The organism is Oenococcus sicerae (assembly GCF_004102045.2).
Classification (GTDB): domain Bacteria; phylum Bacillota; class Bacilli; order Lactobacillales; family Lactobacillaceae; genus Oenococcus; species Oenococcus sicerae.
Map to the genome: position 1 here is coordinate 1,340,344 of NZ_CP029684.2, position 14,048 is coordinate 1,354,391.

Consider the following 14,048-nt stretch of genomic DNA (forward strand, 5'->3'; position numbering starts at 1 on the left):
TCCTTAGCGAAATTGAATTAATTAGAAAAGTGTATCAATTTGTTAATTAGAGGACAAATTGATCAGTTGTTTGAAAATGAACAAAGCATCCAACTAGCTGTCAAGGATCATTAATAAAAATTTTTAATTTTACAGTGTTTCTCAAAATGATAATTAACTTGTTTTATATCAAAGATCTTGAGCTGGTATTTTTTTAATTTTAAGATATCTCATATACTGACTATCATCCATGAGTCCTAAAACATCGAATACTTGATTAAAAAAAGAATAAGGCTGATGGGGGAAACGTTCTGCGGCAATTTCTCCTGCGATTGCTAGAATAGCAGTTCCTAAAACACATGACTCAAGGCTTTGTTCCGTTCCTAAGGCGGCCGCGATAATGCCATCGAGCATGTCGCCTGAACCGACATTTGTGGCTAACTGTTGATTGCCGTTACTTATCAAATAACTGTCAGCTCCGTCTGTGACAATATCTTCTTGGCCGGATACAACGACAAGGGCTTTTAATTGATTCGCTGCTTTTTTAGCGATTGCAAGCCTGTCTCCTTGACCATCACCAGCATCAATGCCTTTATTTTGCCAATCAACGCCCGCAATGGCAGCAACTTCGGCGATATTGCCGCGCAAAACATTTATTTTAACTTTTTTAATTAATTGATCAAAGTGTTCTGTGCGAATCGTCGAAGCAGCAATTGCCACTGGATCAACAATAACTGGTATGTGTTTTTGGTTTGCAGCTTGTCCGCTTAAAATTGATTTTTGAATAGATGAGCGGTTTGTTGTTCCCAGATTAATGACCAAAGCGCTGGAAATGTTAATTAGTTCTGAAGCTTCTCGCTCATCGTCGAACATAATTGGCGAAGCACCAATGAAATTGATCGCGTCAGCAACGTGCTGCTGAGTCACGGAATTTGAAACATTTAATACGATTGGATTAGTCTTACGAATTTTGGCGATTGAATTTGTCATAGAAGCTCTCCTTTTAGTGATTTAATCGTTTGTGCCATATTGCTGCTTTGCATAATTGCGGAGATGATGGCCACGCCAGCCAAACCTGTTTGACGAACTTGCTTAGCATTTTGCGTGGAAATACCACCGATCGCGACGATCGGTAGCGCACTTGACTGGCCTATTTTGGCAAGACGATCTATGCCAATTGGTGGATTGGCATCATTTTTGCTGCGGGTTGGAAATATAGGTCCGACGCCAAGATAAGAAACACGACTCAATCTTTGACTCTCGGCCAGTTCCTTTTCATTGCTGATTGATAATCCGATAAACATGTTGTCTGCATTAGCCGAGATTTTTTCAACTGTTATATCGCTTTGGCCCACGTGAATGCCATCTGCTTCCAGTGCTTTTGCTAATTGAAAATCGTCATCAACAATGAAGGGAATTTGATATTTTTTGACTAGATCACGAACCTTTCGTCCCATACTAACTCTGGCTGCACCTGCCAGAGATCCGTTGCCTTTTTCGCGATATTGAAAAGCACTGATGCCGGTTTGACAGGCAATTTCAATTTGTTTTAAGAACAGATCACAATCGCCGTGAACATTTTGTGTACCAGCAACTAAATAAAGATCCAGCATTTTTTCATTAAATTTCATCATGATCTCCCTGCATTGCCCAATGATTTAAAGGGCCATGGCCATGACCGACAACGATTCCTTTTTTAATAGCCATATCAACAAATTTCTTGCCGAAGCGAATGGCTTTTTCGATGCTGTATCCCTTTGCTAAGGCACTGGTGATAGCGGAAGACAGTGTGTCGCCGGTACCGTGTTTCCGCTTAGTATCATATCGATCACCTGAGAGCCAAAAATCATGACCATCAGCTAAAAGCACATAATCGGAAACTGTTTTTCCTTGTCCGTGGCCGCCTTTGATAATGACGTTTTTAGCACCCATAGCTGCAATTTTTTTGGCAGCAGTCTCGAAATCAGCTTTGCTGATAATTCGCATATTTGTTATTGCTTCAGCTTCTGGTAAATTGGGAGTCACGATATCCGCTAAGGGGATCAAGTCCTGGATGATTGTTTCGATCGCTTCTTGTGTGAGCAGACGAGTACCGCCTTTAGCTACCATTACAGGATCAACGATCAATGGTGTGATGTGGTATTGTTTAATATTCTTAACGACGCAGCGAACATGCTGGCTATCCGCTAACATGCCAGTCTTGGCTGCCTTGATATCAAAGTCAGCATAAATAGAAGCGAATTGAGCATTGATCATTTTAATTGGCATTGGTAAAACTGCTTGGACATCCAATGTGTTCTGTGCCGTGATCGCGACAAGGATGCTGCTGCTGTATACATGGCAAGCTTGCATCGTCTTGATATCTGCCTGAATACCGGCACCGCCGCCAGAATCACTGCCGGCAATGGTTAAAACTTCTGGATATTGCTGTTCGACCATTTTATGAAATCTCCTGAAGCTGTCGAATGACTTTTTTTGAAACGCCAATCCTGCTGATAGTAAGCTTCCTCCCAGAATTGCCATTCAAGTTCACAACTTTTTAAGAAAAAATCTCTTGCTTGATTCTTTTCTTTATCTGAAGATCGAGCTGCCAAACGGTCCATCCAAAGGAATATCTGATTCGCTAGCGGTTCATTACCATCGTCACTGCTTTCGCCATAAAAGTTGATCCAAGGCGTGAAGGGATTGCGCTGATTATTAGCGCCTTCACTGATCTGTTTTTTAGCAATTTCCGTGTAGGTCCATGGGCAAGGCTGAAAGGCTGCCAAAACGGTTAATAAGCTTCCTGTATCAACTGCTTGATGCATATGCGATTTGTACAGATAGGCTTTAGGCGCGGGATCGGCATGCTGTAATTTTTTATAGTCGACATCGGCAATTTGGCAAAAAACCTGATGAGGAAAACTTTCATTATTTAGAATAAAGTTGATCGCGTCAGAAAAAAATGCCATGTCTTGGCGGCTATCTAATTTAATGATGGCATTAGCGTAAATTTTAATAAATTCAGTTAAGTAGCGATAATCTTGTTCAACATAAAAAATCAAGGCTTTTTTAGCCACTTGTCCTTTGGCAATACCGGTCACAAAAGGGTGATGATAAATTTCCTCTAGGATCGGTCGGGCCATTTTTTTTAAATCATCTGAAAACATCATTCTCCTTTAGCTGTCATACTTAGGGACAAAAAAATCCTTTTCTACAAATTAGAAAAGGACATCGCTTGATTTCTCAGTGGTGCCACTTTCCTACGCTAGCTTTAACTAGATCAGGTTCGAAGGGATTGACGAGTCGTCATCTCAGCCAAAAAGGCACCCCTAGTGGACAGCTATATAATTCTTAATTGAGGTTAGCATAGTCAATCAGTGAAAAACAAGGGGGCTTCAATTATTAGACCTATTTGCCATGGTCAAACTAACTGCTAATCTTTACAATTTCAAAATACTGTGATAGCTTTAATTTTGTTCACAAGCATATAATTTAATAAATATCTGGGGTGCCTTTTTGGCTGAGATTTGACCCATTGAACCTGATCTGGTTAATACCTGCGAAGGAAGATATATTTTCTATTTTGATAGAGCTGTCTTTTAGTAGTTGGAAAAAGGCAGTTTTTTGTTTTGATGAGACCCATTCGATATTAAGCGATTATAAATTTTTAATTCAGAGGATGATACAGGATGACAGTTAAAAGAAGCTACACTTTGAGGGATATTATTTTCATTGCTTTAATCGGTATTTTTTGCGGAGCTATTTTTTTCGGCACCGACATTATTTATAATTTTTTAAAACTTGGTTTGTCTGCGCTCGGTCTTGGCCCGGTCGCTAATGATTTGCTCTTGGGACTATGGATGATCGCTGGTCCATTGGCAGCGATGGTGACGCAAAAAATCGGCGCTTCTATTTTGGCTGAAACGATCGGCGGCGCAGTTGAAGCCTTGTTAGGCGGCCAATTCGGTGCTTCAGCGATTTTATCAGGCTTTATTCAAGGTTTTGGAAACGAATTGGGTTTTGCATTTACAGGCTACAAGCGTTTCGATAAATTAGGACTGTTGTTTTCTACCATTACCAGTACGATTGTGACTTTTGCCTGGAGCTTGTTCAATGAAGGCTATGGATCGTACAAGATTGGTTTTCTATTGCTTTTAGTATTTGTTCGTTTTCTTTCGATCGGATTTTTCGCCGGTGTTGTTGTTTATTGGGTCAACAAATTAATTGAACGCTCAGGCATTACTCATCGCGACTAAATCAATTTTGAATTTGATCAGGGAGCAGTTTGCATGGATAAACTAGAAATGAATAATTTATCATTCAGATATAAAACAGCTGGGCCTTTGATTTTACAAAATGCTAATTTTGTTTTACAGAATCATACTTTTAATCTGCTGTTCGGGCCATCAGGCTGTGGAAAGTCTACTTTGTTAAAACTTTTAGCAGGTTTATATCCAGCCTACTCAGGTCATGTAACTGCCGGTAAAGTCACACTTGATGGCCAGGATCTGCAGCTTTTAAGCAAAGATAAACGGGCATCTCGATTGGCGGTTTTGTTTCAAAATCCAACTGATCAATTCGCTATGGAAACAGTTGATCAGGAATTTAAATTCACTTTAGAGAATCTGGCGATTGCACCTAGCTCAATGGATAGTATGATCATCGATGCATTGAATCAAGTTGGTATTCTGTCTCTACGTTATCGACAGTTTCAAAATTTGTCCGGTGGTGAACTGCAAAAAGTTGCACTGGCGATCGTCCTAGCTATGAATAGCGACATTATCTTATTAGACGAGCCTTTTGCTAGTGTTGATCGGCAATCGCGCCACGAAATATTAAAATTATTGAAACATCTTCAAGAAGTTGATGGCAAAACGATTTTAGTAACTGACCATGACTTAGCAGGTTACGAGAATCTGATCGATCATCTATACACTTTCGCTAATAAGACTTTGACAGCGGTTGAAAATCGGCGTGATGTTTTTCAGCACTATGCGGAAAATACAGTTGACAGAAAATTCAATTTGCCAAGTTCGACAGAGACAAGCAAGCTGCAGCTTCAAGGAGTGAGTTATCAGAATGGTCAAGATATTTTGCTGGATAGAGTAGACTTGTCGATTATCAAAGAGCATCTGACACTATTGACTGGTGCAAATGGCAGCGGTAAATCAACTTTTTTTAAAATTTTAACTGGTTTATATGATTTTCAAGGTATCGTGACCTACGAAGAGCATAATATTTTGAAAATAAAAGCTAAAGATTATGCACGCAAAGTTGCTTTAGTTTTTCAAGATGCCCAGACGCAGTATCTGCGTTTGTCGGTTCGAGAAGAGATCGATTTAAGTTTAAAATATGCGCAGTATCGGAAATTTTGGACTCCTGAATTAATTAGCAGCTATTTAACGGCATTAAATCTTCAAGGCTTAGACGAACAAATTGTGTATCAACTTTCGGGCGGTCAGAAAAAGAAACTCCAAATTTTGGAAATGCTCATTTTAGGAACCGATGTTTTGCTGATGGATGAACCATTAGCTGGGCTTGATCTTGATTCGGTTCTGACTGTGATGAAAATAATTAGTGAAGTAAGAAAACAGCAGCGGCAAACAATTATCATGATTAGTCACCAGTTGACTGCTGCGGTTAACTATTTTGATTTTCACCTGCACTTAACTAATCGGAAAATGATTTATCAGGAGACGATCTCATGAAGGCGATCAACCCGTCACTTAAATTTGTGTTTGTCATGCTGATCAGCTTAGAAATTTCTTTCACAAATATTATTACGGTCAATATTTATCTGATCATACTTGGCGGCATTTACTTACTGATGAATCGAGTTAGCTATAAAAAACTGCTTTGGCTGTTATTAATGCCTTTAATACCAGCCTTTGGTTCTTGGATGTCTTTTTATTTTAACGGCACAGGGAATTACATTCATACTGCGTGGGTGCTTTTTACACGTGTTTATGCTTACGTTTGGTTTGGTGCTGCTTTGACTTTGACGACTGATGCTTCGCAATTATTGGCTTCATTTGAACAAAATTTTCATATGCCGACAAAATTTGTCTATGGTATTTTGGGTGCTTTTAATTTTGTCCCAAGAATTTTGGAAACGATCAAGCAAGTCAAAATTGCTGCTTTGATGCGTGGCGAAACTTTACACGCTTGGTCGCCACAAATTTTTTTCAAGGCCGTGCTCATTTCTTTACGCTGGTCAGATAATCTTGCTCAAGCAATGGAATCGCATGGTTTCAGTGAAAAAACTGTCCGAACACATTATAAGAAGTATCCAGTGTCCTTAACGAGTATTTTGCTGGCTTTATTCATTTTTGCAACTATTCAATTTTTCATTTTTGGTCGTTTCGCATAGATTGACTATTTTTAGAATGATAATTAAAAATTTTGACAAACAAAAAAGCATCAGCGCCATGATGCTTTTTGTTTTACTAATACAATTGCCTATTTAATTATACGGAATCCATCTCAATTGGCGCAAGAAAATTTTTGAATTTGACGAATTAAGTTTTAAAAGATGCTCTAGCTTAAAATTGTTGCGAAAAAATTGCTTATTCACTCTTGCATGGATTTTTGTTATGTTTAAATAAAATAAATGGCTTTTAAAGGAGGCAATATTTTGCAGAGATCTATTTTAAAAGGAGAGGCAAAAAAGTTATTAACTGAACATTTCTTTTTCTTTTTTCTCGTATTTTTACCAATCTTATTATTAGAAATTGTTTCATATTTAAGTGATCCTCAGGAATCATTGCCAAACATGAGCAATTGGTTTTGGATCGGATTGGCTGCAGATATTATTTCAGGTTTTCTGTTAGACGGCGTGATGCTTTTTGCGATTGATCTTTTCAGAGCTAAAGCAGCCTTTGATAGTCCTTTCGCTAAGGCTTTTACGATCTTTTCTAAGGCGGAATATGTGATTGCAGATTTCTTGATCAGCCTCCTTTCAGGCTTCTTTATTTTTTGCTGGATGCTTTTGCTAATTGTTCCTGGTTTGATCAAGTCACTTTCTTATTCACAGGCCTTTTTCATTTATCGTGACCAGTTGGATAAAGGGGAACGGATTAGCTATTTACAAGCTATCACTGCGAGCCGCAAACTCATGGATGGCCATAAAGCCGAGTATTTTGTCATGTCTTTAAGCTTTATCGGCTGGATATTTTTATTCTCAATTCCTTTGGGGATCGCAAACGTTCAAAATGCCCCGTTACTTTTGAAAATCATTTGTGGGTTGATCGCAGTTGTCGCAACAGTCTGGTTTATAGCCTATTATCATTTAAGCTTTGCCAATTTTTACAAAACACTTGCTGCTGAGAATTCAGGCGAAACAAACGATTAGTCGCTAATATTTATTCATCATGCTATCTTTGGTCAACTGATAAATAATGATGGCCATGAAGATTTTGTCAACCATGCGGATCAATTTTTCAGTTATCAAAAACGTGCTCACAATTGTTAGTACGTTTTTTTGTTTGAAAATAGTTACAAAAAAATTGACTTTGTAACTTAAGTTAGTATAATAATCATTGTAACAAGTTACAAAAAATAAATAAATGTAACATAAGGAGTAAGAACTGATGAATGAATATAGTAAAACTGCAATTGTGACAGGCGCCTCGCGTGGTATTGGCCGGCAGATCGCCCTTACGTTAGCTCGGGATGGCTTTAATATTGTCGTGAATTACAATGGCAACGCAAAAGCGGCTGATGACGTTGTCAAGGAAATCGAGCAGCTCGATGGTTCAGTGGATGCTTTTGCTGTTCAGGCAAACGTTAGCCAAGTTGCTGACACGGCTAAATTATTCGATACAGCAATTGCGCATTTTGGTCATGTAGATGTTTTAGTTAATAATGCCGGTCTAATGATTACAGAGCCGATCAGCAAAGTGACCGAGGATAGTTTTGATAAACAGTTTCTTGTTAATGTTAAAGGGACTTATTTTATGCTGAAAAATGCCTTTGAAAAACTAGCAGATAATGGCAGTATTATCAATATTTCAACGTCTGTTAATGGCCAAATGTTTCCTACTTATAGCGTTTACGCGGGTACTAAAGGTGCTGTTGAACAATTTACACGCCAATTAGCTAAAGAATTCGGTGCGAAAAAAATCAACTTAAATGCGATAGCACCTGGACCGACCGGTACAGAACTATTCTTAAAAGGTAAGAGCCAGGCACAAATCGATGGGTTGGCTAGCATGAACGCTTTTAATCGACTTGGCACACCGGAAGATATCGCACAGGCTGTTCAGCTGCTTCTTTCACCGCAAGCAAAATGGATCAACGGCCAAACAATTCGTGTCAATGGCGGATTTATCTAAGGAGTGGCGTGATCATGACAACTATTGCATCGTATGAAGAAATAAAGAAAAACTACAATCAACTTGTTTCTGAGAAATATCAGCTTCCGGACATTTTAAAAAATGATGGTCAAATTCTTGTGCTGGATTCAGATCCAATTAAAATTACGATGGATCTTCAGAATGGCCAAGTACAGTCGATCCAAATTCATTCCTCGAAAGATGGCGACCACGCCTGGGATGAAGTTTTTGAGGGTTTTGAACAGGGCATGGGCTGGTCTTCGATGAATTTTTATAACGCTTATCGTTCAGCCGTTACTGAACATCAAACAACCGTTGGCAAAGCACATGGTATTCAAGCGATTCACGAATCACCAACCGCAAACGACTTAACAGTCACTATTTCTCGAATTTAAACAAGGTTTCTAAAAGGAGGTCGTTTGATGACGACAGAAGCAAAAATTATTTTAATTACAGGCGCTTCCAGCGGTTTTGGTGCACTGGCAGCGCGTGCATTAGCTGATGCTGGTAATATCGTTTATGCTGGTATGCGGGAAACAGCGGATCGTAACGCTGATAAGGTCCAAGCTCTCAAGGATTATGCTGAACAGCATCGTGCTAAGTTGTTTGCAATTGAAATGGATGTTAATGATCAACGGTCTGTTGATGCAGCTGTTTCAGAAATTTTATCTGATTATGGCCAAATAGATGTTCTGATTCATAATGCTGGACATATGGTCGTGGGTGCAGCTGAAGCTTTTACACCTGAACAGCTGGCTGATCTTTACAATGTTAATGTCCTCTCAACTCAGCGTGTGAATCGAGCGGTTTTGCCTCAAATGCGTGAGCGGGGAACTGGATTAGTCGTTTGGGTGTCTAGCTCAAGCGTCAAGGGAGGCACGCCGCCCTACTTAGCACCTTATTTTGCAGCTAAAGCTGGTATGGACGCTTTAGCAGTATCATACGCAGCTGAATTAGCACGTTTTGGCGTTGAAACAAGCATTATTGTGCCTGGATCCTTTACAAAAGGAACGAATCATTTCCAACATGCTGGTTTTCCGTCTGATGAGGCTGTTCAAAAAGCTTATGATGCAAAATATGCTGGTTTGATGGATCAAGTGTCAGAAAAGTTAGCTGCACTTGCGCCGGATGATATTGATCCGAAAATGGTTGCCGATGAAATTGTGCGAGTTGTCGCTTTACCAGCAGGGCAGCGTCCTTATCGAAGCCATATTGATCCAGCCGATGACGGATCAGCTGCCGTTTCAAAACTCGCTGATCAAACTCGCAAGCAGTTCTTGACGAGAATTGGTTTATCGGATTTGTTAAAAACAAGCCCAACTGCTGCAAATCATATTTTGAATTGATCATTATTTTAAAAACGACCCTGAAAGGGGTCGTTTTTGTAAAAAATGAATGAGAAAAATTACCGTTGATCATCATAATTCCGCGCAAAGAATATTTTTATCAGAAATTTTCGAAAGTGCTAAAATAACATAAGTTTTTACTGTTGAAAAGTAAGTACTAGAAATTAGGAGCTAATCACTTGTTTGCTATTATTATTGGTTTTACTATCGGTGTTGGTTTGCCTTTGCAAACGGCAGTTAATTCGCGTCTGCGCAAAGCTTTTTCTTCGCCGTTACTGTCTTCAATGACATCTTTTACAATTGGCACGATCTTTCTGGCGATCGCAACACTTTTGACAAAGTCCTCTTTAGGCGTTAGCGGCGCTTTAATTACTAGCCAGCCTTGGTGGATCTGGATCGGCGGTTTGTTCGGTGTGATTTTTTTGACCGGCAATATTATTATTTTTCCCTATTTGGGCGGCGTCCAAACGGTCATCATGCCAATTATTGGTCAAATTATTATGAGCATGCTGATTGACAACTTTGGCTGGTTTGATTCGCCGACTCATTCTCTTGGATTAGTTCGTATTATTGGTGCTGTTCTGGTCTTGATCGGTGTTTTTTTGTCTATTTCTGGTGCTCGGATCCTGGCCTTGCATCATGACAAAATGGGAAATGATGTTCGCTTTGATCAGCCGCACATACCTTTTCTTTGGCTTTGGCGGACAGTTGGAATTTTAACCGGGATGCTAAGTGCCTCACAGACTGCGATCAATGGTCATTTGGGAATTGTTCTGCATTCGGCTGTTAAAGCTTCTTTTATCTCATTTTTGGTTGGTGCAGCTGCGTTGTGGGTGATCGTGCTGTTAGTTGAACATGGCTATCATTTTGCCCCGGTACTGCATAGAAAATCACCTTCATGGATGTGGATAGGTGGTTTGATCGGTGCTGTATTTGTATTAGGAAATGCTTACTTAGTTCCTTTGATCGGAACTGGTCTGACGGTCGTCATTGTTCTGCTGGGCCAAATCGTGGGCAGTATGCTTGTTGACCAATTTGGCTGGTTTGGTGCTCAGCGAAATCCGATTGTGCTGATTAAATTGCTAGGTATTCTGGTGATGCTTTTCGGTGTTGTTCTCATCAAATTATTTTAATAAAAAACAAAAAATGTGCGCCATTCGGGGTTTCCAATAGTAAACTAGGTTTATTACAAGCGTATGGCAGAAATTTGGAGGAAATAATTTTGACTGAAAAAGGCACAGATATCGTTAAGAGAGGAATGGCCGAGATGCAAAAAGGCGGCGTCATTATGGATGTCGTCAACGCAGAACAAGCTAAAATAGCTGAAGAAGCTGGTGCGACGGCTGTGATGGCTTTGGAACGAGTTCCATCGGATATTCGCAAAGCTGGCGGTGTTGCAAGAATGGCTGATCCAGCGATTGTTGAACAAGTTCAAAATGCCGTCTCTATTCCAGTGATGGCTAAAGCACGAATCGGCCATATCGTAGAGGCTCGAGTCTTAGAATCAATGAAAGTTGATTATATCGATGAAAGTGAAGTTTTGACACCAGCTGATGATGTTTACCATATTGATAAAAAAGCATTTACGATTCCTTTTGTCTGTGGATGCCGCGATTTAGGCGAAGCGACTCGTAGAATCGGTGAGGGCGCTGCCATGCTGCGAACTAAAGGCGAGCCCGGAACTGGTAATATCGTCGAAGCGGTTCGTCATATGCGCTTAGTTAACAGTCAGGTTCATAAGCTGCTTTTAATGTCACCAGAAGAAATCATGGTATTTGCTAAAGAGTTAGGTGCACCTTATGAGATCTTGCTGCAGATCAAGAAAATTGGTCGTTTACCAGTGGTTAATTTTGCGGCTGGCGGCGTTGCAACACCTGCTGATGCGGCTTTGATGATGGAGCTTGGTGCTGATGGTGTCTTTGTTGGTTCAGGTGTCTTTAAATCTGAAAATCCAGCTAAGTTTGCCAAGGCAATTGTTGAAGCAACAACTTATTATCAAGATTATGGCAGAATTGCCGAGCTGTCTAAAGGGATCGGCGAACCGATGAAGGGGATCGATATGAGTGTGCTTGAAGCTTCTCAACACATGCAGGAACGCGGTATCTAAGAATATGACAGTTAAAATTGGTGTACTTGCTTTACAAGGCGCTGTTAGCGAGCATATGGATGCCTTAACTGACTCTGGTGCGCAGGCGGTTGCTGTTAAGCACATTGACGAATTAAATGATTTAGACGGATTGGTTTTACCTGGAGGTGAAAGTACAACGATGCGCCGGTTAATGGACAGAACTGGTTTATTTGAAGCGATTAAATCTTTTGCTGCTAGTAAAGCTATTTTTGGAACTTGTGCCGGTTTAATTTTAATGGCACAAAAAATCGAGGGTCGTCAAGGTCCGCATTTGGGTTTGCTGGATATTGATGTGAAACGTAATGCTTTTGGCCGCCAAGTAGATAGTTTTGAAGCACAATTAAAAATCGAACATGTCGCAGATGATTTTGATGGTGTCTTTATTCGTGCGCCATATATTAAAAGTGTTGGGCCGGATGTGGAAATTTTATCAACTTACGACGGTCATATTGTTGCATGTCGCCAAGAACATTTTTTGACCTGCGCTTTCCATCCGGAACTGACTGGTGATACACGCTTTCATCGTTATTTCGTTCATTTAGTCATGGAAAACAAATAATTTGATTATGAATTTAATCGTAATCAAAATAAAACTCGATTTATTATGAATCGAGTTTTTTATTTAGAATTATTTTACTTGTGTTTGCGATAGTTTTTTATGTGCTAGGACTGCATTTTGAATCGTAAAGTTTTTAATAGCACGCATATTTGTATTTTTCGGCAAATGATCCTTACTGAACCAATATACTTTGGAGACACCATTGCCGGTTACATAGACAATTTGGTTGGCTTTGGCATAGCCGACAAAAGCGTTATTACTTTTGACTACTTTGATGGTATATGAAGATATTTTGTTGCTTGTTAAAGTCGCTCCGCCATATAAGAAAGTTTTGATCTGCGGCTTGGCTGAGACTTTTTTGACAGTATTAGCAGCGTTGCCGTTTGCATAGTTGATCGTAGCATTCGCACTGTTATTGGACAGATAAACAACTGTTGCGCCCGATCTGCTGTTATCTTCGAGACTTGAGTTAAAACGAATTTTGATTTTTTGTCCACGATGATTGTAGCCGAGATAAGCGAGGCGAATTTGGCGGGGTATCAACTCACCGCCTTTATAAAGCGGTGTGACTTGATAATCCAGCCGATCGCTTTGATGCTGTGCTAACCAGCTATCTAAATGTTCTTCATAATAAAGCATACTCGATTGATTGTCAGCATCCATGCCGCTCAATGAACCACTATTCAAATAGGCTGTTTCTGGCACTAGGTTACGTGCTTCGTCGTTTTTACCGCAGAATTGATAACCAACCAAATGTCCACGATTCATAAGCCAATTTCTGCCAATACTGCCATTGTTTTCTTTGAAATAAAAATTGTAATTATGCCATCCAACTGGATTAAAAGTTAAGCTAGCTGCGCGTTTTATCTTGGGTTCATCGCTATTTTTCAACTGAATATGAGCATTAACAGCACGTCCTTGTTTATCGCGGCTTGAAAAAAGTAATTGTTCCTTGCTGCTGTATCGTAATGGGTCTTGTGAGATGCCTGTTAGTCCAGCCTGCTGACTGCTGCTGGCATATACAGCGGTCGCTTGCAAAGCAAGTGCCAAAGAAAAAACAGCAAAAGTCGTTACGATTTTTTTTATCTCGATCTTCATTTAATTATCCCGCTCTCAACAAACTATCTGAAATTATTATAAGGCGTTCCTTGCCGATGATCGTTTGTGATTTTTCGAAAAATAAGCTATTATTTGTTGACGAACTAAACTGTTTACGAGGAATAAAATGACTAAAAATGAACTCATTCTGGATTTATTTGATAATTTGCAAAAGACGGCTGCGCTGTATGATGGCTTGATAAAACAAACTGATAATTATGGAACTAAAGCAAAGCTTCATTCTTCAGAACTTAATATGATTGCGGCTGTTGCTGAATATCCAGACAGTAATTTAAACAAACTGTCCGAGTCCCTTGGTATCACTAAAGGAGCTGTATCCAAAATGGTCAAAAAGCTTGTTCAAAAAGGTTTGGTTACTAAACAATTTGCTGCTAATTCGGAAAATGAAGTTGCTGTTAACCTGACTGAAATGGGGCAAGTTGCCCAACGGAATCACAAACTTTACGAAAAAAAGCTTAACGATGAAATTTTAACAGTCTATAGCTCGCTAACAGAAAAGATGCTGGCTGAATTTTCTGAAAAGCTGCTAGAAAACCAGCAATTATTGAAGCATTTGGCTCAGGAGAATAGCAAATCATAATTGCCTTTCAACTGCTTCTTTG

General features: G+C 39.7%; 16 protein-coding genes and 2 riboswitches. Of the genes, 11 read left to right on the forward strand and 5 right to left on the reverse strand.

What is annotated here, in order from left to right; translation table 11 throughout:
* Positions 1-168: 168 nt before the first annotated feature.
* The 4 genes from thiM to tenA are packed head-to-tail and all read right to left on the reverse strand — an operon-like array spanning position 169 to position 3,131.
* Positions 169-969 carry a hydroxyethylthiazole kinase gene (thiM, locus tag DLJ48_RS06935; RefSeq protein ID WP_128686751.1) on the reverse strand — a complete coding sequence of 267 codons (801 nt, stop codon included), beginning with the start codon at positions 967-969 and terminating at the stop codon, positions 169-171.
* Entirely contained in the window at positions 966-1,613 is a 648-nt protein-coding gene (thiE, locus tag DLJ48_RS06940; RefSeq protein WP_243148551.1) for a thiamine phosphate synthase, read from the reverse strand. The genes thiM and thiE overlap by 4 nt, the downstream gene beginning before the upstream one ends.
* Positions 1,600-2,418, reverse strand: coding sequence for a bifunctional hydroxymethylpyrimidine kinase/phosphomethylpyrimidine kinase (gene thiD, locus DLJ48_RS06945; RefSeq protein ID WP_128686752.1), 819 nt, complete (start codon positions 2,416-2,418; stop codon positions 1,600-1,602). Before thiD ends, thiE begins: the two co-directional genes overlap by 14 nt.
* Positions 2,388-3,131 (reverse strand): thiaminase II, encoded by a 744-nt coding sequence (tenA, locus tag DLJ48_RS06950; protein ID WP_243148552.1) that lies wholly within the window; start codon positions 3,129-3,131, stop codon positions 2,388-2,390. The genes thiD and tenA overlap by 31 nt, the downstream gene beginning before the upstream one ends.
* A gap of 70 nt (positions 3,132-3,201) precedes the next feature.
* Positions 3,202-3,302: riboswitch (TPP riboswitch) on the reverse strand.
* A 153-nt stretch (positions 3,303-3,455) separates the two neighbouring features.
* Positions 3,456-3,546, forward strand: a riboswitch (TPP riboswitch).
* Between the two features lie 104 nt (positions 3,547-3,650).
* Between tenA and DLJ48_RS06955 the strand changes: the two genes are divergently transcribed.
* The 10 genes from DLJ48_RS06955 (at position 3,651) to pdxT (ending at position 12,327) form a co-directional block, all read left to right on the forward strand.
* Complete coding sequence (locus tag DLJ48_RS06955; RefSeq protein ID WP_128686753.1) at positions 3,651-4,217, forward strand: ECF transporter S component; 567 nt, start codon at positions 3,651-3,653, stop codon at positions 4,215-4,217.
* A 33-nt stretch (positions 4,218-4,250) separates the two neighbouring features.
* Positions 4,251-5,669 carry an ABC transporter ATP-binding protein gene (locus tag DLJ48_RS06960; RefSeq protein ID WP_128686754.1) on the forward strand — a complete coding sequence of 473 codons (1,419 nt, stop codon included), beginning with the start codon at positions 4,251-4,253 and terminating at the stop codon, positions 5,667-5,669.
* Entirely contained in the window at positions 5,666-6,331 is a 666-nt protein-coding gene (locus tag DLJ48_RS06965) for an energy-coupling factor transporter transmembrane component T family protein (RefSeq protein WP_243148554.1), read from the forward strand. The genes DLJ48_RS06960 and DLJ48_RS06965 overlap by 4 nt, the downstream gene beginning before the upstream one ends.
* A gap of 240 nt (positions 6,332-6,571) precedes the next feature.
* Complete coding sequence (locus DLJ48_RS06970; RefSeq protein WP_128686755.1) at positions 6,572-7,312, forward strand: DUF975 family protein; 741 nt, start codon at positions 6,572-6,574, stop codon at positions 7,310-7,312.
* Between the two features lie 238 nt (positions 7,313-7,550).
* Positions 7,551-8,294, forward strand: coding sequence for an SDR family oxidoreductase (locus DLJ48_RS06975; protein ID WP_128686756.1), 744 nt, complete (start codon positions 7,551-7,553; stop codon positions 8,292-8,294).
* 14 nt (positions 8,295-8,308) lie between these two features.
* Positions 8,309-8,689 (forward strand): hypothetical protein, encoded by a 381-nt coding sequence (locus DLJ48_RS06980; protein ID WP_128686757.1) that lies wholly within the window; start codon positions 8,309-8,311, stop codon positions 8,687-8,689.
* A gap of 27 nt (positions 8,690-8,716) precedes the next feature.
* Positions 8,717-9,640 (forward strand): SDR family oxidoreductase, encoded by a 924-nt coding sequence (locus DLJ48_RS06985; protein WP_128686758.1) that lies wholly within the window; start codon positions 8,717-8,719, stop codon positions 9,638-9,640.
* 179 nt (positions 9,641-9,819) lie between these two features.
* The gene (locus DLJ48_RS06990; RefSeq protein ID WP_128686759.1) at positions 9,820-10,773 is read left to right on the forward strand and encodes a DMT family transporter; all 954 of its coding nucleotides are present in this window, start codon (positions 9,820-9,822) and stop codon (positions 10,771-10,773) included.
* 125 nt (positions 10,774-10,898) lie between these two features.
* Positions 10,899-11,747, forward strand: coding sequence for a pyridoxal 5'-phosphate synthase lyase subunit PdxS (pdxS, locus tag DLJ48_RS06995; protein WP_243148703.1), 849 nt, complete (start codon positions 10,899-10,901; stop codon positions 11,745-11,747).
* Positions 11,748-11,751: 4 nt separating this feature from the next.
* Complete coding sequence (gene pdxT, locus DLJ48_RS07000) at positions 11,752-12,327, forward strand: pyridoxal 5'-phosphate synthase glutaminase subunit PdxT (protein WP_128686761.1); 576 nt, start codon at positions 11,752-11,754, stop codon at positions 12,325-12,327.
* A 69-nt stretch (positions 12,328-12,396) separates the two neighbouring features.
* Here pdxT and DLJ48_RS07005 read toward each other — a convergent pair whose 3' ends face one another.
* Positions 12,397-13,425, reverse strand: a complete 1,029-nt coding sequence (locus DLJ48_RS07005; protein ID WP_128686762.1) for a DNA/RNA non-specific endonuclease — start codon at positions 13,423-13,425, stop codon at positions 12,397-12,399.
* A 127-nt stretch (positions 13,426-13,552) separates the two neighbouring features.
* Here DLJ48_RS07005 and DLJ48_RS07010 point away from each other — a divergent pair, with 127 nt between their 5' ends.
* Positions 13,553-14,026: a MarR family winged helix-turn-helix transcriptional regulator gene (locus DLJ48_RS07010; RefSeq protein WP_128686763.1), complete on the forward strand. Its 474-nt coding sequence runs from the start codon at positions 13,553-13,555 to the stop codon at positions 14,024-14,026.
* The last annotated feature ends 22 nt before the right edge of the window (positions 14,027-14,048 follow it).

Excerpts from the sequence above, each read along its gene's own strand:
- thiM (WP_128686751.1), bottom strand. The coding sequence starts at position 969 with ATGACAAATTCAATCGCCAAAATTCGTAAGACTAATCCAATCGTATTA.
- thiE (WP_243148551.1), bottom strand. The coding sequence starts at position 1,613 with ATGATGAAATTTAATGAAAAAATGCTGGATCTTTATTTAGTTGCTGGT.
- thiD (WP_128686752.1), bottom strand. The coding sequence starts at position 2,418 with ATGGTCGAACAGCAATATCCAGAAGTTTTAACCATTGCCGGCAGTGAT.
- tenA (WP_243148552.1), bottom strand. The coding sequence starts at position 3,131 with ATGATGTTTTCAGATGATTTAAAAAAAATGGCCCGACCGATCCTAGAG.
- DLJ48_RS06955 (WP_128686753.1), top strand. The coding sequence starts at position 3,651 with ATGACAGTTAAAAGAAGCTACACTTTGAGGGATATTATTTTCATTGCT.
- DLJ48_RS06960 (WP_128686754.1), top strand. The coding sequence starts at position 4,251 with ATGGATAAACTAGAAATGAATAATTTATCATTCAGATATAAAACAGCT.
- DLJ48_RS06965 (WP_243148554.1), top strand. The coding sequence starts at position 5,666 with ATGAAGGCGATCAACCCGTCACTTAAATTTGTGTTTGTCATGCTGATC.
- DLJ48_RS06970 (WP_128686755.1), top strand. The coding sequence starts at position 6,572 with ATGGCTTTTAAAGGAGGCAATATTTTGCAGAGATCTATTTTAAAAGGA.
- DLJ48_RS06975 (WP_128686756.1), top strand. The coding sequence starts at position 7,551 with ATGAATGAATATAGTAAAACTGCAATTGTGACAGGCGCCTCGCGTGGT.
- DLJ48_RS06980 (WP_128686757.1), top strand. The coding sequence starts at position 8,309 with ATGACAACTATTGCATCGTATGAAGAAATAAAGAAAAACTACAATCAA.
- DLJ48_RS06985 (WP_128686758.1), top strand. The coding sequence starts at position 8,717 with ATGACGACAGAAGCAAAAATTATTTTAATTACAGGCGCTTCCAGCGGT.
- pdxS (WP_243148703.1), top strand. The coding sequence starts at position 10,899 with ATGGCCGAGATGCAAAAAGGCGGCGTCATTATGGATGTCGTCAACGCA.
- pdxT (WP_128686761.1), top strand. The coding sequence starts at position 11,752 with ATGACAGTTAAAATTGGTGTACTTGCTTTACAAGGCGCTGTTAGCGAG.
- DLJ48_RS07005 (WP_128686762.1), bottom strand. The coding sequence starts at position 13,425 with ATGAAGATCGAGATAAAAAAAATCGTAACGACTTTTGCTGTTTTTTCT.
- DLJ48_RS07010 (WP_128686763.1), top strand. The coding sequence starts at position 13,553 with ATGACTAAAAATGAACTCATTCTGGATTTATTTGATAATTTGCAAAAG.